Source organism: Nonomuraea sp. NPDC001831 (assembly GCF_042892035.1).
In the GTDB taxonomy this organism is placed as follows: domain Bacteria; phylum Actinomycetota; class Actinomycetes; order Streptosporangiales; family Streptosporangiaceae; genus Nonomuraea.
In genome coordinates this window covers 67,631-89,093 of sequence record NZ_JBIATU010000027.1, presented here as the reverse complement: position 1 = coordinate 89,093, position 21,463 = coordinate 67,631, and the positions used below count along the sequence as shown (strand labels likewise).

The 21,463-nt window shown below is 69.9% G+C and carries 25 protein-coding genes and 1 tRNA gene; 9 read left to right on the top strand and 17 right to left on the bottom strand.

All coding sequences use genetic code 11. The annotated features are described in order from the left end of the window. Window positions 1-14: 14 nt before the first annotated feature. Complete coding sequence (locus ACFYYW_RS46785; RefSeq protein WP_352325428.1) at window positions 15-428, top strand: nuclear transport factor 2 family protein; 414 nt, start codon at window positions 15-17, stop codon at window positions 426-428. Window positions 429-545: 117 nt separating this feature from the next. Here the strand turns inward: ACFYYW_RS46785 and rplL are convergent, their stop codons facing one another. The 8 genes from rplL to ACFYYW_RS46745 all read right to left on the bottom strand — a co-directional run bounded on the left by rplL (window position 546) and on the right by ACFYYW_RS46745 (window position 5,562). Then, on the bottom strand, window positions 546-938 hold the full coding sequence (gene rplL, locus ACFYYW_RS46780) for a 50S ribosomal protein L7/L12 (protein ID WP_352325429.1): 393 nt from the start codon (window positions 936-938) through the stop codon (window positions 546-548). A gap of 72 nt (window positions 939-1,010) precedes the next feature. After that, a complete protein-coding gene (gene rplJ / locus ACFYYW_RS46775; RefSeq protein ID WP_125642941.1) occupies window positions 1,011-1,535 on the bottom strand; it encodes a 50S ribosomal protein L10 in 525 nt (174 codons plus the stop codon). 239 nt (window positions 1,536-1,774) lie between these two features. Next, window positions 1,775-2,602 (bottom strand): DUF1396 domain-containing protein, encoded by an 828-nt coding sequence (locus tag ACFYYW_RS46770; protein ID WP_387660453.1) that lies wholly within the window; start codon window positions 2,600-2,602, stop codon window positions 1,775-1,777. Between the two features lie 361 nt (window positions 2,603-2,963). Further along, window positions 2,964-3,683, bottom strand: coding sequence for a 50S ribosomal protein L1 (gene rplA / locus ACFYYW_RS46765; protein ID WP_352325431.1), 720 nt, complete (start codon window positions 3,681-3,683; stop codon window positions 2,964-2,966). A 61-nt stretch (window positions 3,684-3,744) separates the two neighbouring features. After that, window positions 3,745-4,176, bottom strand: coding sequence for a 50S ribosomal protein L11 (rplK, locus tag ACFYYW_RS46760; RefSeq protein WP_125642947.1), 432 nt, complete (start codon window positions 4,174-4,176; stop codon window positions 3,745-3,747). Between the two features lie 117 nt (window positions 4,177-4,293). Beyond that, the gene (gene nusG / locus ACFYYW_RS46755) at window positions 4,294-5,106 is read right to left on the bottom strand and encodes a transcription termination/antitermination protein NusG (protein ID WP_387660449.1); all 813 of its coding nucleotides are present in this window, start codon (window positions 5,104-5,106) and stop codon (window positions 4,294-4,296) included. Between the two features lie 60 nt (window positions 5,107-5,166). After that, window positions 5,167-5,412 carry a preprotein translocase subunit SecE gene (gene secE, locus ACFYYW_RS46750; protein WP_125642950.1) on the bottom strand — a complete coding sequence of 82 codons (246 nt, stop codon included), beginning with the start codon at window positions 5,410-5,412 and terminating at the stop codon, window positions 5,167-5,169. A 77-nt stretch (window positions 5,413-5,489) separates the two neighbouring features. Beyond that, window positions 5,490-5,562, bottom strand: a tRNA-Trp gene (locus ACFYYW_RS46745). A gap of 149 nt (window positions 5,563-5,711) precedes the next feature. Between ACFYYW_RS46745 and ACFYYW_RS46740 the strand changes: the two genes are divergently transcribed. Further along, the gene (locus tag ACFYYW_RS46740; protein ID WP_364413989.1) at window positions 5,712-6,929 is read left to right on the top strand and encodes a pyridoxal phosphate-dependent aminotransferase; all 1,218 of its coding nucleotides are present in this window, start codon (window positions 5,712-5,714) and stop codon (window positions 6,927-6,929) included. A gap of 163 nt (window positions 6,930-7,092) precedes the next feature. On the opposite strand, the gene ACFYYW_RS46735 is transcribed toward ACFYYW_RS46740, so the two are convergent. Together ACFYYW_RS46735 and ACFYYW_RS46730 are read right to left on the bottom strand one after the other, a co-directional pair. Beyond that, entirely contained in the window at window positions 7,093-7,611 is a 519-nt protein-coding gene (locus tag ACFYYW_RS46735) for a hypothetical protein (protein ID WP_387660445.1), read from the bottom strand. 41 nt (window positions 7,612-7,652) lie between these two features. Then, a complete protein-coding gene (locus ACFYYW_RS46730) occupies window positions 7,653-8,237 on the bottom strand; it encodes a hypothetical protein (protein ID WP_387660443.1) in 585 nt (194 codons plus the stop codon). A gap of 106 nt (window positions 8,238-8,343) precedes the next feature. On the opposite strand from ACFYYW_RS46730, the gene ACFYYW_RS46725 reads away from it, so the two are divergent. After that, window positions 8,344-9,366: an adenosine deaminase gene (locus ACFYYW_RS46725; protein ID WP_352330006.1), complete on the top strand. Its 1,023-nt coding sequence runs from the start codon at window positions 8,344-8,346 to the stop codon at window positions 9,364-9,366. Here ACFYYW_RS46725 and ACFYYW_RS46720 read toward each other — a convergent pair. Both ACFYYW_RS46720 and ACFYYW_RS46715 read right to left on the bottom strand, forming a co-directional pair. After that, a complete protein-coding gene (locus tag ACFYYW_RS46720) occupies window positions 9,355-10,095 on the bottom strand; it encodes a hypothetical protein (protein ID WP_387660440.1) in 741 nt (246 codons plus the stop codon). The two genes, ACFYYW_RS46725 and ACFYYW_RS46720, sit on opposite strands and share 12 nt — an antisense overlap. Continuing rightward, window positions 10,082-10,627, bottom strand: a complete 546-nt coding sequence (locus tag ACFYYW_RS46715) for an RNA polymerase sigma factor (RefSeq protein ID WP_387660438.1) — start codon at window positions 10,625-10,627, stop codon at window positions 10,082-10,084. The genes ACFYYW_RS46720 and ACFYYW_RS46715 overlap by 14 nt, the downstream gene beginning before the upstream one ends. Window positions 10,628-10,743: 116 nt before the next feature. Here ACFYYW_RS46715 and ACFYYW_RS46710 point away from each other — a divergent pair, with 116 nt between their 5' ends. Next, a complete protein-coding gene (locus tag ACFYYW_RS46710) occupies window positions 10,744-11,481 on the top strand; it encodes a methyltransferase domain-containing protein (protein ID WP_352330011.1) in 738 nt (245 codons plus the stop codon). Window positions 11,482-11,536: 55 nt separating this feature from the next. On the opposite strand, the gene ACFYYW_RS46705 is transcribed toward ACFYYW_RS46710, so the two are convergent. From ACFYYW_RS46705 to ACFYYW_RS46685, 5 genes are all read right to left on the bottom strand, one after another. After that, a complete protein-coding gene (locus ACFYYW_RS46705; protein ID WP_387660435.1) occupies window positions 11,537-12,421 on the bottom strand; it encodes a carbohydrate ABC transporter permease in 885 nt (294 codons plus the stop codon). Then, a complete protein-coding gene (locus ACFYYW_RS46700; protein WP_364413979.1) occupies window positions 12,421-13,305 on the bottom strand; it encodes a sugar ABC transporter permease in 885 nt (294 codons plus the stop codon). Before ACFYYW_RS46700 ends, ACFYYW_RS46705 begins: the two co-directional genes overlap by 1 nt. 73 nt (window positions 13,306-13,378) lie before the next feature. Beyond that, complete coding sequence (locus tag ACFYYW_RS46695; RefSeq protein ID WP_352328598.1) at window positions 13,379-14,647, bottom strand: extracellular solute-binding protein; 1,269 nt, start codon at window positions 14,645-14,647, stop codon at window positions 13,379-13,381. Between the two features lie 208 nt (window positions 14,648-14,855). Beyond that, window positions 14,856-16,727: an acyl-CoA dehydrogenase family protein gene (locus ACFYYW_RS46690; RefSeq protein WP_387660430.1), complete on the bottom strand. Its 1,872-nt coding sequence runs from the start codon at window positions 16,725-16,727 to the stop codon at window positions 14,856-14,858. After that, window positions 16,720-17,967 (bottom strand): APC family permease, encoded by a 1,248-nt coding sequence (locus ACFYYW_RS46685; protein WP_387660427.1) that lies wholly within the window; start codon window positions 17,965-17,967, stop codon window positions 16,720-16,722. Before ACFYYW_RS46685 ends, ACFYYW_RS46690 begins: the two co-directional genes overlap by 8 nt. Before the next feature lie 80 nt (window positions 17,968-18,047). Between ACFYYW_RS46685 and ACFYYW_RS46680 the strand changes: the two genes are divergently transcribed. The 5 genes from ACFYYW_RS46680 to ACFYYW_RS46660 all read left to right on the top strand — a co-directional run bounded on the left by ACFYYW_RS46680 (window position 18,048) and on the right by ACFYYW_RS46660 (window position 21,433). After that, the gene (locus ACFYYW_RS46680) at window positions 18,048-18,518 is read left to right on the top strand and encodes an Lrp/AsnC family transcriptional regulator (RefSeq protein WP_352328604.1); all 471 of its coding nucleotides are present in this window, start codon (window positions 18,048-18,050) and stop codon (window positions 18,516-18,518) included. A 70-nt stretch (window positions 18,519-18,588) separates the two neighbouring features. Continuing rightward, on the top strand, window positions 18,589-20,046 hold the full coding sequence (locus tag ACFYYW_RS46675) for a serine hydrolase domain-containing protein (protein WP_387660424.1): 1,458 nt from the start codon (window positions 18,589-18,591) through the stop codon (window positions 20,044-20,046). After that, on the top strand, window positions 20,043-20,474 hold the full coding sequence (locus ACFYYW_RS46670; protein WP_387660421.1) for a hypothetical protein: 432 nt from the start codon (window positions 20,043-20,045) through the stop codon (window positions 20,472-20,474). Before ACFYYW_RS46675 ends, ACFYYW_RS46670 begins: the two co-directional genes overlap by 4 nt. Continuing rightward, window positions 20,471-21,061, top strand: a complete 591-nt coding sequence (locus ACFYYW_RS46665) for a TetR/AcrR family transcriptional regulator (RefSeq protein ID WP_387660418.1) — start codon at window positions 20,471-20,473, stop codon at window positions 21,059-21,061. The genes ACFYYW_RS46670 and ACFYYW_RS46665 overlap by 4 nt, the downstream gene beginning before the upstream one ends. 240 nt (window positions 21,062-21,301) lie before the next feature. After that, window positions 21,302-21,433 carry a hypothetical protein gene (locus tag ACFYYW_RS46660; RefSeq protein ID WP_352328612.1) on the top strand — a complete coding sequence of 44 codons (132 nt, stop codon included), beginning with the start codon at window positions 21,302-21,304 and terminating at the stop codon, window positions 21,431-21,433. Window positions 21,434-21,463 lie beyond the last annotated feature (30 nt).

Sequence of the window (21,463 nt, the reverse complement as noted above, 5' to 3'; positions counted from 1 at the left end):
GAGGAGTGGTGGTCATGACCGTCGAGGAGATCGTCGGCGCCTTCCACGGCGCGATGCTGCGCAAGTCGGCCGACGAACTGGCCGACCTGTACGCGGAGGACGGCAGGCACGAGTTCCCGTTCGGCGGGCTGCCGCCGTACGAGGGGCGGGAGGCGGTGCGGGCCGGGTACCGGGCGTCCTGGGGCGTCTCCCCCGCCGTGCCGCAGAAGGTGGAGCGGATCGCGTTGCACCGTACGGACGATCCCGAGGTGGTGGTCGTCGAGCAGAACGCGCACGTCAAGGTGGGCGAGCGGGCGATCACCGTCCCGGGGCTGCTGATGCTGCGGATCAGGGGCGGGCGGATCGTCCACTGCAAGGACTTCATGGACGCGAGCGCCATCGCCAGGGTCCGGGAGGCGGCCCGCGAAGCCGGAGCCACTTCCGGGTGATGCCGCCAAGGGGGTCCCGCGTGGGGTCGGCGCCGTCCCCGTACATGCGAAAAGAGGCGGTCACACCCGGCACCAGGGTGTGTCCGCCTCTTCCGAAGAGCTGTGTGAAGTGGGAAGTTACTTCACGGTCACGGTGGCGCCGGCGCCCTCGAGGGCAGCCTTGGCCTTCTCCGCCTGCTCCTTGTTGACCTTGCCGTCGAAGACCGGCTTGGGAGCGCCGTCCACCAGGTCCTTGGCCTCCTTGAGGCCCAGGGACGTGAGGGCGCGGATCTCCTTGATGACCTGGATCTTCTTGTCGCCGGCGGCCTCGAGGATGACGTCGAACTCGTCCTGCTCCTCAACGGCGGCGGCCTCGCCACCACCAGCGGCGGCGGGGGCGGCGGCGACCGCGACGGGGGCGGCGGCCTTGACGTCGAAGACCTCTTCGAAGTGCTTAACGAACTCGGACAGCTCGAGGAGGGTCATCTCCTTGAACGCGTCGAGCAGCTCGTCGGTGCTGAGCTTCGCCATGATGCTTTTCCTTACGTTTAGGACTTGCAGAAAACTAGGAACGGGACCGCGGAAGTTGCGGCAACCCCCGTGTTACTCGCCCGCTTCTTCGCGCTTGGCACGAAGGGCGTCGGCCAGCTGAGCCATCTGCGTGGGCAGCGCGGCGAAAACCGCGGCGGCAGCGCTCTGCTTCGCCTTGAGAGCACCGGCGAGCTTAGCGAGGAGGACCTCGCGGGACTCGAGGTCGGCGAGCTTGGTGATCTCGGTGGCGTCGAGCGTCTTACCGTCGAGCACACCACCCTTGATCACCAGAAGGGGATTGGCCTTGGCGAAGTCACGCAGACCCTTGGCCGCCTCGACAACGTCGCCGTTGACGAAGGCGATCGCGGTCGGGCCCGTGAGCAGGTCGTCGGGGAACGACAGACCGGCCTCGTTAGCCGCGATCTTGGTCAGGGTGTTCTTCGCCACGGCGAACTTCGCATTCTCACCAAGAGCAACGCGCAGCTGCTTGAGCTGAGCGACGGTGAGACCGCGGTACTCGGTCAGAACGGCGGCGCTGCTGCCTTCGAACTCGCTCTTGAGCTCGGCAACGGCTGTCGCCTTATCCGCCCTCGCCATGGGCCTCCTTCCAGGTGTGCCGCCGGCGAAGGCCCCTGGAAATGAGAACAGCCCCGGGCGCAGGGGCGCACGGGGCTCACATATGGAACTGCACCATATGGGAAACTCGCATCACACCTGCGCGGGCCGTCCACAGAACGTGGATCCTTCGGTCGCCAGGACTGATGCACCTGACGACGACCGGCGGTCTTCGGCAACGACCAGAGTACGTGCTGGTCGCCGAGTTTCCAAATCGGTTCTCAGTTGACGGTCGTCTTCGGCAGCTCACCGACCTGGTCCGCGGGCGGGGCCTCGACCTTGACGGGCTCGTTGAAGCCCTTGAACAGCAGGGTGGCGTCCAGCGTGGCGCCCTCCTTGGAGCCGTTCAGGGTGAGCTTGCGGGGCAGGCCGTCGCCGGCCACCCAGATGTCGAACTTGACGTCCTTGAGCTCGGCGAGGTTCGTCCTGGCCTGCTGCTGCTTGTCGGCGGGCAGCTGGCCGACGGCGGCGTCCACGGGGAACGTGCCGCTGTAGTGGGTGGTGTCCGCGCCGTTGACGCTCTCGGTGCCGACCTGCTTCACGTCCTTGGACACGGTGACCAGCTTGGTCACGTTGGCGAGGTCGAACTGCTGGATCTGGCTGAGGTACTGGTTGACCTGGTTCTGGTCGCCCACTTCGTTGAGCGCGACCTTGATCCACGGCTTGGTGGCGCCGACGAGCTGCTTGAGGGCCTCGACCTTCACATAGACGGTGTCACCCTGCAGGACGGCGCGCACGCCGCCCGGCAGGTTCCGGCCGCCCATGTCGACGGTGTCGAGGGTCAGGTCGACGGCGAGCTGGGGCTTGCTCTGGTAGAGCATGCGTCCCTGCACCTTGCCGTTGCCTTCTTGGGGGTGCGTCACGTTCGCGACGGCGTCCACCGTGTAGCTGGTGACCTCTGCGGTCTTCTGCGCGGCCTGCGCGAGCACCTCTGAGGCGGCCAGGTTGACCTGGATGGGCTGCACGTTCGTACCGCACCCGGCGACCGAGGCCGCGACGAGAGCAGCTCCGGCCACGGCGGTGGCGAGACTTATCCTGCGCTTCAGCATGTTTTGACCCTACGGTTGGCTTGTCCCATCGTGGCGACTTCCCCGCATAATTCGGGGAAAACCCAGGGTTCTCCCCCACAGGCTGTGCACGATTTCTGCACATCCCCGCTCACCTGGAGAGATCATCCCCGCCGAGAACTCGGGCTCGACCCGACGCTCGTCGGCACGCAGGCGAACCAGAAGCCGCCGCTCGGCGGCACCCGGGCGAACCGGAACCCGACGCTCGGCGGCACCCGGGCGAACCAGAAGCCGACGCTCGGCGGCACCCGGGCGAACCGGGACCCGACGCTCGGCGGCACCCGGGCAAAGCGAAAGGCCCCCGCCTGGGACAGGCGGGGGCCTTTCGAAGAACGTGCGGCCGTTACGCGTCGAGCTCGGCGGTCAGGCCACGGGTGAGGTTGGGGTCGACGGGGACGCCGGGGCCCATGGTGGTGGAGAAGGTGACCTTCTTCAGGTAACGCCCCTTGGCCGCCGACGGCTTGAGACGCAGCACCTCGTCAAGGGCGGCGGCGTAGTTCTCGATGAGCTGACGCTCGGGGAACGACGTCTTGCCGATGATGAAGTGCAGGTTGGCCTGCCGGTCGGTGCGGAACTCGATCTTGCCGCCCTTGATCTCCGTCACGGCCTTGGCGACGTCGGGCGTCACGGTGCCGGTCTTGGGGTTGGGCATGAGACCGCGCGGGCCGAGCACGCGGCCCAGACGGCCGACCTTGCCCATGAGGTCGGGGGTGGCGACCACGGCGTCGAACTCGTTGAGCCGGTTGCCCTTGGCGATCTCGTCGATCAGCTCGTCGGCGCCGACGATGTCGGCGCCCGCCTCGCGGGCTGCCTCGGCACGGTCACCGGTCGCGAAGACCAGGACCCGGGCGGTCTTACCGGTGCCGTGCGGGAGGTTGACCGTGCCGCGCACGATCTGGTCGGCCTTGCGAGGGTCGACACCCAGCCGCAGCGCCACTTCCACGGTGGCGTCGAACTTGGTGGTCGACGTCTCCTTGGCCAGCTTCGCGGCGTCGGCGGGCGTGTAGAGCTTGTCGCGGTCGACCTTGGCCGCCGCGTCCTTGTGCGCCTTGCTGCGCTTCATGTCTGTCTCCTTGTGGTACGCGGGCCGGGACCCGGCCCTCCCACGGATCTGGGAAAAGGTCTTAGTCGGCGATCGTGATGCCCATCGACCGGGCGGTGCCGGCGATGATCTTCTCTGCAGCCTCGACGTCGTTGGCGTTGAGGTCGGGCATCTTGGTCTCGGCGATGCTGCGCAGCTGCTCGCGCGTCAGCCGGCCGACCTTGTCCTTGTGGGGGACGGCGCTGCCCTTGTCGAGACCCAGGGCCTTCTTGATCAGCTCAGGCGCCGGGGGCGTCTTCGTGATGAAGGTGAAGCTGCGGTCTTCGAAAATGGTGATCTCAACGGGGATGATGTTGCCCCGCTGGGACTCCGTCGCAGCGTTGTACTGCTTGACGAAGTCCATGATGTTGACGCCGTGGGGACCGAGGGCGGTACCGACCGGCGGAGCGGGCGTGGCCTGGCCAGCGGGGAGCTGGACCTTGACGAGCGCCGCGATCTTCTTCTTCGGAGGCATGAGTCCTTCTCCGGGTCCTGATCGTGATGCCGTCCGGACGCGGATGCGCCCGGACATGTCGGAAGGCCACCCTTCGCGAAAGGCGGCCGACCGAACGTCTAAGTGTAGGTGATCGTCTTAGATCTTCGAGACCTGGTTGAACGAGAGCTCGACCGGGGTCTCACGACCGAAGATCGAGACGAGCACCTTGAGCTTCTGCGACTCGGGGCTGATCTCGCTGACCGAGGCGGGCAGAGTGGCGAAGGGGCCGTCCATGACCGTGACGGACTCGCCGATCTCGAACTCGACCGTGGGGCCGGAGGCCGCCTTGGTGGTGGCCTTCTTGCTCTCCTCGGACGGCTCGGGCGCCAGCAGCTTGGCGACCTCGTCGAGGCTGAGCGGGCTCGGCTTGTTGGACAGGCCGACGAAACCGGTCACGCCGGGCGTGTTGCGCACGGCGGCCCAGGACTCGTCGGTCAGCTCCATGCGCACCAGGACGTAGCCGGGCAGCACGCGCTCCTTGACCGGGACCTTCTTGCCGCTCTTGAACTCCTGGACGGTGTGCGTGGGCACCTCGACCTGGTAGATGTAGTCCTCCATGTTGAGCGACACGTTGCGGCTCTCGATGTTGGACTTCACGCGGTTCTCGTAGCCGGCGTAGGAGTGGATCACGTACCACTCGCCGGGGAGCCCGCGCAGGGAGCTCTTGAACTCCTCGACCGGGTCGACGTCGGGCAGGATCTCGGCCTCCGCGTCGGCGGGGGCCTCCTCCGACTCTTCGACCTCGTCGGTCTCGTCGGCCTCCTGGAGAGCCGCCTCGACGCCTTCGTCGCGAGCCTCACCCAGCTCGTCGCCCCATTCGTCGGTGGCCTCTCCCAGCTCGTCGTCGCCCCGCTCGTCGCGGGGTTCCTCGGCCGGAACAGAAGACTCGGACACGTGACCTTTCCTCATTTCCTCGAATCGAATGGTGTCGCCGTCAGCCGACACCACACGGTGTCGAGCTAGGCGGGATCACTCCCCGCCGAAGACGCGGAGGACGGCCCAGCCCAGAGCGGCGTCGAGCCCATAAACGATCGCCACCATGATCAGAACGAATACCAGAACGACCGTGGTGTAGGTGATGAGATCCTTGCGTGTCGGCCAGATGACCTTGCGGAGCTCGTTGACGACCTGCCGGTAGAAAAGGGCAGGTGAAGTGCGTGTCTTCTTCTCGCCACTGGGCTTGCCTGCGGTCTCGCCGCGCGTGTCGATCGCCACAGTCCTCACCTGAATCTGTCGTATCCAACGCAGTTTTGCGGCGCGCTTACACGCCATTATTGCGCGGACCGCACTCGCAGGGCACGAGGGACTCGAACCCCCAACCGCCGGTTTTGGAGACCGGTGCGCTACCAATTGCGCCAGTGCCCTATGTCGTCAACCACACTACCCTGATTGACTCACTGCCTGGACCGAACCGCTCGCCGACATGCGGCGGAAGGACCAGGCGAAAGCATACGGGGGATTGCCCGGTACGTCGAACCCAAACCTGATCGCCCAGGTCACGCCCGCGTGGGAGCATGGGAGGCATGTCCACGCGACCCCGTATCTCCGCAAGAATCTCCGCGATTTCCGAGTCCGCCACGCTCGCGGTGGACGCCAAGGCGAAGGCGATGAAGGCGGCCGGCCGTCCGGTCATCGGCTTCGGCGCCGGCGAGCCCGACTTCCCGACGCCCGGCTACATCGTCGAGGCGGCGGTCGAGGCGGCCCGCGACCCGCGCAACCACAAGTACACGCCGGCGGGCGGCCTTCCCGAGCTGAAGCAGGCCATCGCCGACAAGACGCGGCGCGACTCCGGCTACTCCGTCGAGCCGTCCCAGGTGCTCGTCACCAACGGCGGCAAGCAGGCCGTCTACGAGGCGTTCGCCACGCTGCTCGACCCGGGCGACGAGGTCGTCGTGGTCGCCCCCTACTGGACGACCTACCCCGAGGCGATCAAGCTGGCCGGGGGCGTGCAGGTCGACGTGGTGACCGACGAGTCCACGGGCTACCTGGCGAGCGTCGAGCAGCTCGAGGCGGCCCGCACCGAGCGCACGAAGGCGCTGCTGTTCGTCTCGCCGTCCAACCCGACGGGCGCGGTCTACTCGCGCGAGGAGACCGTGGCGATCGGCCGGTGGGCGGCCGAGCACGGGCTGTGGGTGATCACCGACGAGATCTACGAGCACCTGGTCTACGGCGGCGCGGAGTTCACCAGCATCGCCACGGCCGTGCCCGAGCTGGGCGACCGGGTCGTGATCCTCAACGGCGTGGCCAAGACGTACGCGATGACCGGCTGGCGGGTGGGCTGGCTGATCGGCCCGTCCGACGTGGTCAAGGCCGCCTCCAACCTGCAGTCGCACGCCACCTCCAACGTGGCCAACGTGTCGCAGAGGGCCGCGCTGGCCGCGGTCTCCGGCGACCTGTCGGCCGTGGCCGAGATGCGGTCGGCCTTCGACCGGCGGCGCCAGACCATGGTGCGGATGCTCAACGAGATCCCGGGCGTGTTCTGCCCGGAACCGAAGGGGGCGTTCTACGCGTACCCGTCGGTCAAGGGGCTGCTGGGCAAGGAGCTGCGCGGCCGGCGGCCCGGGTCGTCGGCGGAGCTGGCCGAGCTGATCCTGGAGGAGGCCGAGGTGGCGGTCGTGCCGGGCGAGGCGTTCGGCACCCCCGGCTACTTCCGGCTGTCCTACGCCCTCGGTGACGACGACCTGGTCGAGGGCGTCAGCCGGATGGCCAAGCTGCTGTCCGAGGCTCGCTGAGCGGCCTACGCGGCGCCCTGCCGGCCTTCCGGGGCCACGGCGGGGCGCCGACGCCGGCTCAGGAAGCGGCTCAGGAAGCGGCTCAGGAAGCGGCTCAGGAAACGGGTCGGAAAACGGCTCGGGAGCGGCTCAGAGAACGGCTTGGGAACGGCTCGGGAACAGGTCAGGAGGCGGCGGGTCTGACGGCGGCGGCGGTCTGGCGGAGCTGGGCGGTCATGCCGGGCGTGGCGGCGAGGTAGACGGCCGTGCCGGGGCTCTCCAGCCACATGAAGTTGCGCAGGCCGTCGCGGCTCGTCCAGCGCAGCGCGGGTTTGCCGCGGTAGGCGGTCAGGGTCGAGCGGGCCACCAGCGTGGCGAACTGCTCGGCCGTCCGCACGCCGCACACCACGCCCACCCGCAGTTGCTCGTCCTCGTCGTCGCGCCACATCACGCCCTTGACCGTGAGCCGCCTGGCGAGCCCGCCCAGGCGGCCGAAGGTGCCGGCGCGGGCCAGCGGCGGGGGCGCGCCGGGGATCTCCAGCCTGGTCGACCCGCAGGCCAGCCTGACGGGCTTCCCGGTCGCCGGCTCGCTCGCCGACGGCGGCGGCGGGGTGGTGCTGGGCGGTCGCGGCGGGTCGCCGCCGCACCCGCCCGTGCCTGCGGCCAGCGCGAACGTGATGAACACCGCTGCCGGGCGCCGCATCGTCCCCCCATGACTCGTGGGATCAACCAGGGTAAAGGCTCCTAGTCTCCTACAGGAGCGCGGGCCGAGGCGGCAATAGGCAGCAGCTCGCCGCCGAGGGAGTCGCTCACCCGGATCCAGGCGCCCGTGCCCGGGCGTTCCAGCCAGGCGATCACCCTGCCGCCGCCCGGATGCGCGCCGACGACCGCGGGCCGGCCCCTGATCGTGGTCTCGGCGGGGTCCAGCACGCCGGCGTGCGCGCGGTAGGTGTCCCAGTCGGCGGCCATCGTGCCGTGCTCGACCTGGGCCTCCACGTAGCGCTTGGCGGTGCCGTACCTGGCCCGGACGCCGTCGGGGACGACCGGGCCGCCGCCGCTGCGGCGCAGGCCGCGGGGCAGGTAGGTGAGCCAGAGGTCGTCGGAGACGACCGCCAGCGGGGGCTCGGCCCGCGCCGCCGCCGCGCCGGGGCGGGACGGCGCCTTCAGGGGCGGCGGGGGCACGTACGACGAGCCCGCCGAAGGCGGGTGCGGACGGCCGAAACCCGAGTGGAACAGGGCGTAGATGGCGAAGGCGGTCACCGCGAACGCCAGTCCGGCGAGCAGCGCGCGTCGGCCCTGCCCCGCGACGCCGGCACCCTCAGGGATCATGGACGGTTGATCCCCCGATCCGGGCGATCTCTACCGTGCCGATGCCGGTCCCGCAGCCTTGGGCGACATGCGAGTCCGCACCTGGGGCCAGTGGCAAAATATGGAAATGCACCGGCCCCTGCACACGCTGCCCAAAGCCCATCTCCACCTGCACTTCACCGGCTCCATGCGGCACTCGACGCTGATCGAGCTGGCCAGGGAGCAGGGGCTGCACCTGCCCGACGCGCTGGAGCAGGACTGGCCGCCGCGGCTGCGGGCCACCGATGAGCGCGGCTGGTTCAGGTTCCAGCGGCTGTACGACATCGCCAGGTCCGTGCTGAGCCGTCCCGAGCACGTCTACCGGCTGCTGCGCGAGACGGCCGAGGACGAGGCGGCGGCCGGTTCCCGGTGGCTGGAGATCCAGGTGGACCCGTCCGGGTTCGCCGCGCGGTTCGGCGGGCTCACGGCCACGCTGGAGCTGATGCTCGACGCGGCGCGGCAGGCCGCCGAGCACGCCGGGGTGCACATGCCGGTGATCGTGGCGGCCAACAGGACCAGGCATCCGCTCGACGCGAACACCCTGGCCAGGCTCGCCACCCAGTACGCCGGCCGGGGCGTGGTGGGCTTCGGCCTGTCCAACGACGAGCGGCGCGGCGCGGCGCGCGACTTCGAGCGGGCCTTCCGCATCGCCAAGCGCGGCGGGCTGCTGGCCGTGCCGCACGGCGGCGAGCTGCTCGGGCCGCGCAGCGTGAGCCAGTGCATCGACGACCTGGGCGCCGACCGGGTCGGGCACGGCGTGCGGGCGGCCGAGGACCCGTGGCTGATGCAGCGGCTGGCCGACCGGCAGATCTGCTGCGAGGTGTGCCCAACGTCCAACGTGGGGCTGGGGGTGGCCGAGCGGGCGGCGGACGTGCCGCTGCGGCGGCTGTTCGACGCCGGGGTGCCGATCGCGCTGGGCGCCGACGACCCGCTGCTGTTCGGCACCCGGCTGCTGCGCCAGTACGAGCTGGCCAGGGAGGTCTACGGGTTCTCCGACGCGGAGATCGCCGAGCTGGCCCGGCAGTCGATCCGGTCCTCGACCGCGCCGGAGACGGTGCGCAAGGAGCTGCTCAAGGGCGTGGACGACTGGCTGACCGGCTCACCGGAGTGACCCGGCGATCCGCACCGCCCGTTCCCTGGTGCCGGCGCCCTCCAGGCGGTAGGTGAGCGCGTCCCGCTGCCAGACGAGGGTGGGGGCGGCCTGGCGCAGGGGGATCTCGGTGCCGTCCTGGCGGCGGATGTAGCCGAGCGGGTGCGCGCCGGGGATCCACCAGGCCGTGGTCCCGGCCATCTCGACGTAGTCGGGCCAGGGCGGGCCGAGCTTCTTGAAGAAGAACGGGTCAACGCCGCCCTGGAACTGGTCGAGCCGGACGCCGTCCGGCCAGAACATCGACACCAGCCGGCCCTGGTCGGCGACGGTGGCGCGGGCGGGGGGCCCGAGCTCGGCCGGGGTTCTGACGTGGAACCTCACCAGGTCGGGCAGGTCGTCCGGCGCCACCGGGTGCTCGCCGGGGAGGTTCGCGGTGGTCCGTACCGGGGTGGGTGGTGTGTCGCCGAGCTGCAGTTCGACGCCGGCCAGGCGGAGGACCCGGGCCACGGCGGCGCGGCCCTGCGGGGTGGCGGCCGTGACGGCGACGACGGCCAGCACGACGGCAGCCACGATCCGCCACCGCGCCCGCCGTGTCCGCCGTGTCCGCCGCCTGTGCTTCTGAGGCTGGAGCTCCAGGCGGGCGCGCACGGCGGCGGCGACGTCGTCCGGCGGCGGGGACGGGGCGTCGAGGAGGGGGCCGAGGGCGGTCAGTTCGGCTTCCAGGTCGTCGAAGGGGTCATGCGAGTTCACCGCCCACCTCCTCCCTCAGCCGGGCCAACCCCCGATGGGTGCTGGACTTGACGGTACCGACCGGCCAGCCGAGCACCTGGGCCGTCTCCGCCTCCGACAGTTGCAGGAAGTACCGGCACACGACCGCCTGGCGTTCCCGCTCGGGCAGCCTGCGTACGGCCGCCAGCAGCCGGGCCCGCCGGTCGGTGGCGACGGCCGCGCCCGCCGGGTCGTCGGGGGCCACCGCACCGGCGGGCTCTGCGGCGGTGAGCCGTACGGCGAGGTCGGAGCGGCGCCCGCGGGCCCGGGTGAGGTTGTGCGTCTCGTTGGCCACGATCCGCAACAACCAGGGACGGAAAGGCGCGTCCCGCCGGAACTTGGACAGATGACGGAAAGCCTTGACGAACGCCTCCTGCACGACGTCCTCGGCCTCGTCGCCCGCGCCGAGCAGGGCGGCGGTGCGGTGGGCGAGCGCGCTGTACCTGGCGACCAGGACCTCGTAGGCCCCCAGGTCACCGTCGAGCGAGCGGGCGATCGCCTCGTCGTCGTCCATGGCGTGTCAGATTCCATCGCATCGGCCCGCGCCCGGGGAAGGGTGTTTCACGCATCAGGTCATCCTCGGGGGCATTAGACTCGTGCAATCCGTCTGCCCCTCAAAGGAACGGGACTATGTCTTCTGGGTATGACCGTGTAGTGCAACCGGCGGCCGGTGACGAGGCCCTGGAGAACCACCTGGGTGGGGACGAGGCCAAGAACTATCGGCAGTACGAGTTCGACATGGTCGCCCCGCACGTCGGCCGTTCGATGCTGGAGATCGGCTCCGGGCTGGGCCACTTCGCCGAGCAGTTCCTGCCGCGGCTCGACCGCCTGGTCGTCAGCGACTTCGACCCCTACTGCGTCGAGCAGCTGGAGAAGCGCTTCGAGGGTCGCGACGACATCGACGTCCTGCAGTTCGGCCTGCCGACCGAGATCCCGCTGAAGGACAAGGTCGACACCGTCGTCATGATGAACGTGCTGGAGCACATCGAGGACGACGCCGAGGCGCTGCGCTCGCTGGCCCGCGTCACGCTGCCCGGCGGCCGGATCATCATCTGGGTGCCCGGCTACATGCAGCTTTACGGAGACTTCGACCGCAAGGTCGGGCACGTCCAGCGCTACACGCCCAAGACCCTGCGCGCCACGGTGGCCAGGGCGGGGCTCGACATCGACGTGCTCAAGCCGATCAACTTCCTGGGCGGCATCGCCTGGTGGGCGGCGGTCCGGCGGGGCGGCGTGGGCTACCCCGACCCGCGCCTGGTCAAGATCTACGACCGCACGGTGGTCCCGGCCACGCGGCTGATCGAGCGGTTCATCACCCCGCCGTTCGGCCAGACGGTGTTCTGCGTGGCCCGCGTCCCGCAGAAGTAGCCCGCGGAAGTGGGCCCGGCCGCCACCCGGTGGGTTGGTGGCGGCCGGACGTTTTCTACTTGATCGAGCCGGCGGTCAGTCCGCCGACAACCTTCCGCTCGATCAGCGCGAACAGGATGATCACCGGGATGGTGGCGATCACCGAGCCCGCGAAGAGGTTCTGCCAGTCCACCTGGTACTGGCCGATGAACGAGTTCAGCGCGACCGTGAGCGGCTGGTTGGCCGGGGTCGTGGTCAAGGTCAGGGCGACCACGAACTCGTTCCACGCCGCGATGAACGTGAAGATCAGCGCGGTGATCACGCCCGGCATGGCCAGCGGCAGCGTGATCCGGAACAGCGCGCCGAAGCGGCCGTTGCCGTCGATGAAGGCGGCCTCCTCCAGCTCACGCGGGATCGAGGCGAAGTAGGCGTTCAGGATCCACACCGCGAACGCCAGGTTGAAGCCGCCGTTGACCAGGATCAGCGACCAGATCGAGTCCACCAGGCCGAACTGGTAGAACTCGCGGTAGATGCCGACGAGCATGGCCGTGGGCTGGAACATCTGGGTGATCAGCACCAGGATCAGGAACGCGGTGCGTCCGCGGAACTTGTGCCGGGCCGAGTAGTAGGCGGCCGGCAGGGCCACGAGCAGCACCAGGATCGTCGAGCCGCCGGCGACCTTGAGCGTCACCCACAGGTTCCCGGCCAGGCCGCTGGTCCAGAAGTTGGCGAGGTTCGACCACACCCACTCGTCGGGCCAGAACGTCACCTCGCGCAGCGACTCCTGCGACCGCAGCGAGGTCAGCAGCATGACGAGGTACGGGAACAGGAAGACGAACGCGACGATGTAGGCCGCGGCCGCCACGATCACGGTCTTGAGCCTGGGCATGCGGCGCTGCGCCCGTCCGCGGTGTCCGGACTGGTGGCGGGTACCGGCCTTGGGCATGGTCTGCACGGCCATCACGCCACCTCCTTGTTCCAGCGCGACACCTTCAGGAAGAGCGCGGTCAGCACGATGACCATGCCGAAGTTCACGACGGACATCGCGGCCGACTCACCGATGTTCGAGCCCTTGAGGATGAACATGAGGATGGTCGAGGTGGCCGTCGAGTACCCCGGCTGCCCGTGGGTCATCGCCCAGATGATCGGGAAGCTGTTGAAGACGTTCATCACGTTGATCAGCGCGGCGACGGTGAGCGCGGGGCGCAGCAGCGGCAGCGTGATCGACCAGTACGTCCGGAACTTGGTGGCGCCGTCCATCTTGGCCGCCTCGTAGACGTCGGCGGGGATGGTCGCGAGCCCGGCCAGCAGCGCGTACGTCGTGAACGGCACCGAGACGAAGACCGCCACGAACACCAGCCACGGCATCGCGCTGGAGGCGTCACCGAGCTGGTCGGCGGAGGCGCCGCCCATCGCGTCGATGAACCCGAGCTTGACCCTGATCTGGTTGATCACGCCGACCTCGGGGTCGAGCATCCACTTGAAGATGATCGCCGTCATCAGCACCGAGGCCGCCCAGGGCGCGATGAGCGCCCAGCGGGCGATCTTGCGGCCGGGGAAGCGCTGGTTGAACAGCTGGGCGAGGGCGAGCGAGATCAGCACGGTGAGCGCGACGACCGCGACCACCCAGATCACGCTGCGGATCATGATGTCGGCGAAGTCCTTCTCGCCGAACAGCTTCGTGTAGTTGGCCGGGAAGTTGTTTCCCTGGACCACTCCGAACCGGCTGATCTTGAGAAACGACGACCGGATCATCTCGATCACGGGCCAGAGCACGACCAGCGCGATCAGCACCACGGCCGGCCCGATCCAGGCCAGGGGTTCGAGGGCGCGCAACCTTCTCATGAGGAACCTTCCATGACGGTGGAGCCGGCGCGGGGACGCGACCCGCGCGCCGGCTCCACAGACCCCCGCTGGATCAGCTGGCTTCGGCGGTCTTCTGCAGCTCGCCGAGGACCTTGGCCGGGTCGTCCTTGACGGCGCCGCCGATGGTCTGCTTGATCGCCGGGTTCACCTCGGCCCACTTCGGGTCCTGGAACGGGTAGAAGCTGGCGTTGGGCAGCGCGTCCAGGAACGGCTTGAGCTTCTCGTCACCCGACAGCTTCTTGATGCCGCCGTTGGTGACGGGCAGCAGCTTGTAGGTGTCGGAGATCTTCTGCGCCGCGTCGCCGGTGTAGAAGAAGTCGAAGAACTTCTTGATCTCGGCGGCGTGGCCGTTCTTGTTGAACGCCATGATCCAGTCCATGACGCCGAGGGTGGTGTCGAGCGGGCCGGACTTGCCGGGGATCGCCGTGACGCCGTAGTTCTTCAGGCCGGCCGCGTCGAAGATCGGGATGGACATGGGTCCGCCGTTGACCATGCCGACCTTGCCCGCGCCGAAGTCCTCCCAGACCGTCTTGCGGTCCTTGGTGCCCGGGTTCGGGGTGGTGAGGCCGGCGTCGACCAGGCCCTTCATGTAGGTGAAGGTCTCGATGTTCTGCGGCGAGTTGATGGCCCACTTGCCGGAGGCGTCCTTGTAGCCGCCGCCGTTGCCCAGCATCCACAGGAACGACTCGCCCTGGGCCTCCTCCTGGCCCAGCGGGAGGCCGAACGGCTGGCTCACGCCGGCCTTCTTCAGCTTCTCCGCGGCGGCCTTGAGCTCGTCCCAGGTCTTGGGCGGCTCGGCGATGCCGGCCTTGGTGAACAGGTCCTTGTTGTAGAACAGCGCGCGGGCGGAGGAGACGAACGGGATGCCGTAGCCGGTGCCGTCCACCTTGCCGAAGTCGGCGAACTTCTGCAGCATGTCGCCGGAGACGTTCGGGGACAGGACCTCGTCGACCTTGTAGAGCAGGCCGTCCTTGACGAAGCCGGAGTAGTCGCCGGTCTGCAGGATGTCGGGCACCTGGCCGTTCTGGACCATGGTGGCGACCTGCTTGTCGATGTCGTTCCAGTTGATGACCTGGACGTCGACCTTGATGTTGGGGTTGGCCGCCTGGAACTGGTCCACGACGCCCTTCCAGAACGTCTCGCCCGAGTTCGGCTTGCCGGGGCCGTCGCCGTAGTCGGCGGCGACCATCTTGAGGGTGACCTGGCCGCCGCCCGAGGCCTGGGTGTTGTTCCCACCGCCACCCGAACCGCCGTCGGAGCCGCAGCTGGACAGGACCAGCATCGTGGCAAGGCCGAGAGCGGCGCCGCCCACAAGCTTCATGTTCACTGGTGATACCGCCTTCTCGTCGGACGGGTCGCTGGTCCGTACCAGCCACCTGACCCCGTCCAAAGGGATGAGGGGTGCGAGAGCCACAGCTCAACGCGTTTGCGCCAGAGTAAGCCCGTGTTCAGCAGCCGGTCTATACCGGCTGGTATCGGTTTGAAAACACTCAGGGCAGAAAAAGCTCACAACCGGTCTAGACCGGGCGTCACAGGATCTTTCTCCGCACGTTCTCGCCGCCGTCCGGGGTGCCGATCCACGGGCCCTCGATGGACGGGTCGAGGATGCCCTCCTCCAGGAACTCGTAGCGGCCGTCGAGCACGTACCGGGCCAGGCGCACGTCCTGCTCGTCGCTGTTGTCCCAGAGCTCGTCGAACAGCGTGCGGATGCGGCGCCGGGCCTGGTGGCAGAAGGTGTCGGCCAGCTCGTACGGCCTGCGCCCGAGGTCGTCGGCGTCCTCCTCGGCCTTCACGCAGACGGCCGTCATGGCGAACAGCTCGGCCCCGATGTCGACGATCCGCCCGAGGAAGGACTGCTTGTGCTCCAGCCTCCCCTGCCACCGGGACATGCCGTAGAAGGTGGACCGGGCCAGCTTCCTGCTGGTCCGCTCCACGAACCGCAAGTGCTGGGCCAGCGGGCCGAAGGCGGCGTAGCCCGTGGGCAGGCTGCCCGAGCCGGCCACCAGGGTGGGCAGCCACCCGGCGTAGAAGCGGCTCGCCCGGCCCAGCGCGCGGGCGCGTTCCTGGGGGGACGCCTCGGGGTTGATCAGCTCGCCGGCCGCGGTCAGGTGCGCGTCCACGGCCTCGCGGGTGATCATCAGGTGCATGATCTCGGAGGAGCCCTCGAAGATGCGGTTGATGCGGGCGTCGCGCAGCATCTGCTCGGCGGGCACGCCGCGCTCGCCGCGGGCCGCCAGCGACTCGGCGGTCTCGTAGCCGCGGCCGCCCCTGATCTGGACCAGTTCGTCCAGCGCCCGGTACGACAGCTCGGTGGCGTACAGCTTGGCGAGGGCGGCCTCGATCCTGATGTCGTTGCGCCGGTCGTCGGCCAGGCGGGCGGTGAGCTCACTGACGGCCTCCAGCGCGTACGCGGTGGCCGCGATGAAGGCGATCTTGGTCGCCACGGCCTCGTGCCGGCCCACCTTGCGTCCCCACTGCTCGCGGGCGTTGCCCCACTCGCGGGCGATCTTCACGGCCCACTTGACGCTGCCCGCGCAGGTCGCCGGGAGGGACAGGCGGCCGGTGTTGAGGGTGGTGAGCGCGATCCGCAGCCCTTGGCCCTCCTTCCCGATCAGGTTCTTGGCGGGCACTCTGACCTGGGAGAACTCGGTAACGCCGTTCTCGATGCCGCGCAGGCCCATGAAGCTGTTGCGGCGCCTGACCGTGATGCCCGGGCTGTTCCCCTCGACCACGAACGCGCTGATCTTCTCGCCGGTCCTGGCCATGACCACCAGCAGGTCGGCGACGACGCCGTTCGTCGTCCAGAGCTTGACGCCGTTCAGCACGTAGTCGTCGCCGTCGCGCACGGCGGTCGTGGACAGGCGGGCGGGGTCGGAGCCCACGTCCGGCTCGGTGAGCAGGAAGGCCGAGATCTCGCCGGCCGCGCACCGGGGCAGGAACTCCCGCTTCTGCTCCTCGGTGCCGAACTGCTTGAGCGGCTGCGGCACGCCGATCGACTGGTGCGCAGACAGCAGCGTGGCCAGGGCGGGGCAGTAGGAGCCGACCAGCGTGAGGGTGCGGCAGTAGTACAGGTAGGGCAGGCCCAGACCGCCGTACTCGGTGCCGATCGTGATGCCGAACGCCCCGAGGGCGGCCAGGCCCTTGACCACCTCGTCGGGCACCTGCGCGGTGCGCTCGATGAGGGCCGGGTCGACGTGGGCCTCCAGGAAGCGCCGCACCGCCCGGACGAACTCCTCACCCCGCTCGGCGGCCTCGGCCGGCAGGCTGGGCGCCGGATGCACCAGGTCCAGCCGGAGATCGCCGAGGAACAGCTGCTTGGCGAAGCTGGGGAGCCGCCATTCGCGCTCCCTGGCCTGCTCGCCGACCTGCCTGCTCTCCGCGTACGTCGTCTGCTCACTCATGGCACCCTCCCGACGGTGCGCCGTCATGTGCTGGGAGTACTGCCCGCCTGGCGGCTTTAAGCACGCCCAGCGCGACGACGGCCAGCACGGCGGGCACCGCCAGGAAGGCTCCGCAGCAGGCCAGCGCGACCATCGACATGCCGGTCGCCACGACGGCGGTGACCCGCGGCCGGCCGGCGGGCAGCACCCGCACCGCCGCCGCCACGCCCGCCGCCGTGACGGCCGCCAGGCACGCCGAGGTGGCCCGCATCAGCAGGTCCAGGTCCACCGCCCACACCACGACCGGCACCGTCAGCACGGCCAGCGCCCCGAGGCTCCGGTACGGCCCCCGTCCTCCGGCGAGCCAGGCGGGCATGGCCCCGTCCCTGGCCAGCGCCACCCCCAGCCGCGCCGCCCCCGCCAGGTACGTGTTGACCGCCCCGAACGTCAGCAGCACCGCCAGCACCCCGGTCACCGGCCGCGCCACTCCCCCGAGGCCGGTCTCCAGCAGCGCGTTCAGCGGCACGCCCGGCATGTCCGCGCCGAGCACGCCGACCGAGGTGACGCTGACGCCCAGGTACAAGACGCCGACCACGACGAGGGTGATTGTCGTGGCTCTCGTCAGCCCGCGCTGGCCGGTGGCGAACTCGGCCGACAGGTGGCTGGCCGCCTCCCAGCCCACGAAGGCGAACATGAGCACCCCGGCCGCGCCGGCCACCCCGGCGAGCCCGTACGGGGCGAAGGGGGTGAAGCGGTCGAGGTCGGCCCGCGGGGCGGCGGTGATCACGGCGACGGCCAGCAGCGCGACGAGCAGCGCCACGGAGACGAGCTGCAACCGCCCCGAGGTACGCAGCCCGGCGGCGTTGGCGGCGAACGCCGCGGCCAGGATCAGCACGCCGGCCAAGGTGCCGTCCACGCCCAGGGACGCCTCGACGTACCGGCCGCCCACCAGCGCGCCCGCGACGGTCCCGACCGGCACGGCCCCGTAGAACCACCAGCCCACCACGGCGGCGGCCCGCGGCCCGAAGGCCAGCCCCGCGAAGCTCGCCACCCCGCCCCCGCCGGGATGCCGGACGCCGAGCGCCGCGAACGTCAGCGCCACCGGCACGCTCAGCGCGAGCAGCCCCGCCCAGGCCAGCACGGAGGCCGGCCCCGCCGCCGCGGCGGCGAGCTGCGGCAGCACCAGCATCCCCGGCCCCAGCACTGCGCCCACCAGCAACGCCGCGCCCTGCCCCGCACCCATCCGGCCGTGTTCAGTCATGCCCGCGAAAGTAGCCCGATCGTTCGGCCCTGCCACCGCTCCACCGAACGAACGATCGGAGATGGATGCAGAATCAGGTCATGGACGAACTTGATTCGGCGATCATCCGCCTGCTCCAAACAGATGCGCGGCAGTCCAACCGGGAGCTGGCCCGCCGGCTCGGCATCGCCCCCTCGACCTGCCTGGAACGGGTCAGGGCGCTCACCCGGCGCGGCGTGATCCGCGGCTACCACGCCGACATCGACCCCGCCGCGCTCAACCGGAGCACGCAGGCGATGGTCTCGGTCCAGGTGCGCCCGCTGAGCCGGGCCGTGATCAACGCCTTCAAGCAGTCGGCCGCCGGAATGCCCGAGGTGCTGAGCGTGTTCGTGCTGGCCGGCGGCGACGACTTCCTGCTGCACGTCGCGGTCCAGGACCTCGACCACCTCCACTCCTTCCTGCTCGACCGGCTCAGCAAGCGCAAGGAGATCGTCGGCTTCCGCACCTCGGTGATCTTCCAGCAGGTGCACGACGCGGTGCCGGAGCGGCTGCCGTCGCCCACGGAGACCTGACTTTCGTCAGGGGTGCTTCTGGACGGTCGGCAGATCCGGCGGTGGGGGCGTTCTCCGTACGTTTGCCTGCATGAGCTTGAAGATCGCCCTCGCCGGGCTGGCCGCGGCCCTGTCCCTCACCCCCGCTGCGGCCCCGGCCCTGGCCTCTGCCCGGGCCTCGGCCCCCGTCGAGCCGACCCCCGCCGCCGTGGACGCCTACCTGCGCGAGGCGCTGGAGGCCACCGGCGTGCCGGGCCTGTCGGTCGTGGTGACCCGCGGCGACAAGGTCGTGCACGCCGCCGGGTACGGCAACGACTCCGAAGGGCGTCCGGTCACCGCGGCCACGCCGATGCGGGTGGCCTCGGTGAGCAAGTCGTTCACCGCGATGGCCGTGATGACCCTGGTGGAGCAGGGGAAGATCGCGCTGGACGAGCCGGTGGCCGGGCAGTTGCCGGGTTTCCGGATGGCCGACCCGCGCTTCGCCGAGATCACCGTGCGCCAGTTGCTGAACCAGACCTCCGGGCTGTCCGACAGCTCGCTGGACATCGGCGACCTGGAGTCCGCGAGCTCGCTGGCCGACTACACCGCCCGCCTGGCCAAGGGCCGCCTGGCCGCCGACCCGGGCAGCCGGTACGCCTACTGCAACGTCAACTACGACCTGGCCGCCCGCCTGGTCGAGACCGCGAGCGGCCGCCCCTTCGACGCCTACATGAAGGACCGCGTCTTCGGCCCGCTCGGCATGACGAGCAGCGCCGTGAGCGCCCAGGCCGTCCGACCGGCGGACGGTTTCGTCTCGGTCTACGGGATGTGGCTGCCCCGGCCGGAGGCGTCCGGGTTCCTCGACGGCAGCGGCTCGGGCGCGGTCATCACGACGGCCGCGGACATGGGCAAGTGGCTGACCGCCCAGAACGGCGCCGGCCGCCCGCTGGTCAAGAAGCAGAGCATGGAGACCATGCACAAGCCCGGCCCGCACGGTTACGGCATGGGCTGGAGCCTGGAGGAGGAGTCCGGCCTGCTCGTGCACTCGGGCAACCTGTTCACCTACAACGCCGTCGAGGCCGTCTCGCCGAAGACCGGCTACGGCTTCGCCGTCATGACCAACGGCGCCTCGCTCTACGACCCCACCTACGACATCATGCGCGGCCTGGCCGCGATGAGCGAGGGCCGCGTGCCGGCGGCCCTGGGCGGCGACCGGCAGCTCTACGACCTGGTGCTGGGGCTGCTCGCCGTCGTGGCGGCCGGGCTCGGGGTCATGGGCGTGCTGCGGGCGCGGCGGTGGGCGTCCCGGCGGTCGGGGCGGCCGTGGTGGCGGATCGCGCTGCGGCTGGCGCCGGTGCTGCTGCCCGTCCTGGTGTTCGCGTTCTACCCGAATTGGGTCTCCGTGCTGCTCAACGGGCGGTACGTGACGTGGGAGCAGCTCACCTACTTCCCGGCGTCGTTGTCGCTCACCCTGCTCGCCGCGGCTCTCGCCGGGCTTTTGACGGCCGCCGTCCGGATTTGTGTACTATGTAAGCTTACAAGGTACGCAAATTCGAGGAGATCCCGATGACCGCGGTCGCCGTCGCCGTCCCGCTCGTATGGCTCGCCTGGCTCGTCGTCACCGACTGGGTGCCCATGTTCCCGCTCAACGACCTCAACGGCGCGAACGTCAGGGGCCGGGCCCTGGCCGCCGCGATCAACTACCCGTTCCCGCTGCTCATCGCGGCCGGCGTCGCGCTGCACCGCACGTGGTCGCTCACCGCCGCGACCGTCCTGTGCGTGCTGGTCATGGCCGGGCACGTACGGAGCTGGTGGCTGCCCTACTTCGGATTCGCCACGGCCGAGCAGCGCGAGCTCTACCTGCGCGAGTACAGCCGCACCTGGAAGATCCTGCCGGCCGCGGGCCACGCCGTGGTCATCGACGTCCAGCACATGGTGGTGGGGCTGCTGTCCCTGCTCATGCTGGCGGCCACGATCGTCGTTACGCTGACCGCATGACTCAGGCACCCAGGCGGGCGGGGCGACCGGCCGTGCTCACCGTCGAGCGCATCGTGGCCGCGGCCGTCGGCATCCTCGACGCCGAGGGCCCCGACGCGCTGACCATGCGCCGCCTGGGCGCCGACCTCGGCGTGGCCGCCATGTCGCTCTACCGCCACGTGCCCAACCGGGACGCGCTCGTGTCCCTGGTCGTCGACCGGCTGTTCGCCGAGGCCATGGCCGGTTACACGCCGGTCCCCGACTGGCCGCGGGCGCTGACCGGGTTCGCCGTGGCCTACCGCCGCTTCCTGCTCGCCCACCCGCGCGCCGTCCCGCTGCTGGCCACCCACCCGGTGGACGTACGGCTCGGCACCGAGCTGATGTCCGGCCTGCTGGCCCGCTTCGAGGCGGCCGGGGTGCCCCCGGGCGACACCGTCAACGCGGTGCAGTCGGTGGCCGTCTACGTGCTCGGCCACGCCCTGGCCCAGGTCGGCTCGACCGCCGAGACCCACGACCCGGCCGCGCTGCGCTTCTACGACCAGTGGTTCGACGCCGGCCTGCGGGCCATGGTGTCGGGCTTCGAGCAGCACCTCGCGGCGCCGCGTTGATTCAGTTGCCCGTGCAGCGGCTCGCGGCGACGCGTTGATCAGGTGGCTCGTGCAGCGGCTCGCGGCGAGGCGTTAATTCGGTTGCCCGGCGTTGCGGACAGGCCATAGCTTGTCGGTCATGCGCCTTTACCTGTGACAGCAGCCACCTCAGTCCATCGTCCGACAGACGCGGCCACGCTGTGCTCGTCGACGCCCGGCCCTCACCGAGCCGCGTCCTGAGTTCGCGTAAAGGAGCTTCGCATGCGAGTTCGCTCAGCCATTCACTCAGCCAAGAAGAAGACCGTCACGCCCGTGCCGCCCCGGCAACTGCCCAAGACGCCGCAGCGCCCGGTCGTGCCGCCCCGGCGGATCATCCCGCCCAAGGGCCGCTAGACAACTACCGGGATGGTAGTTAACGAGCGC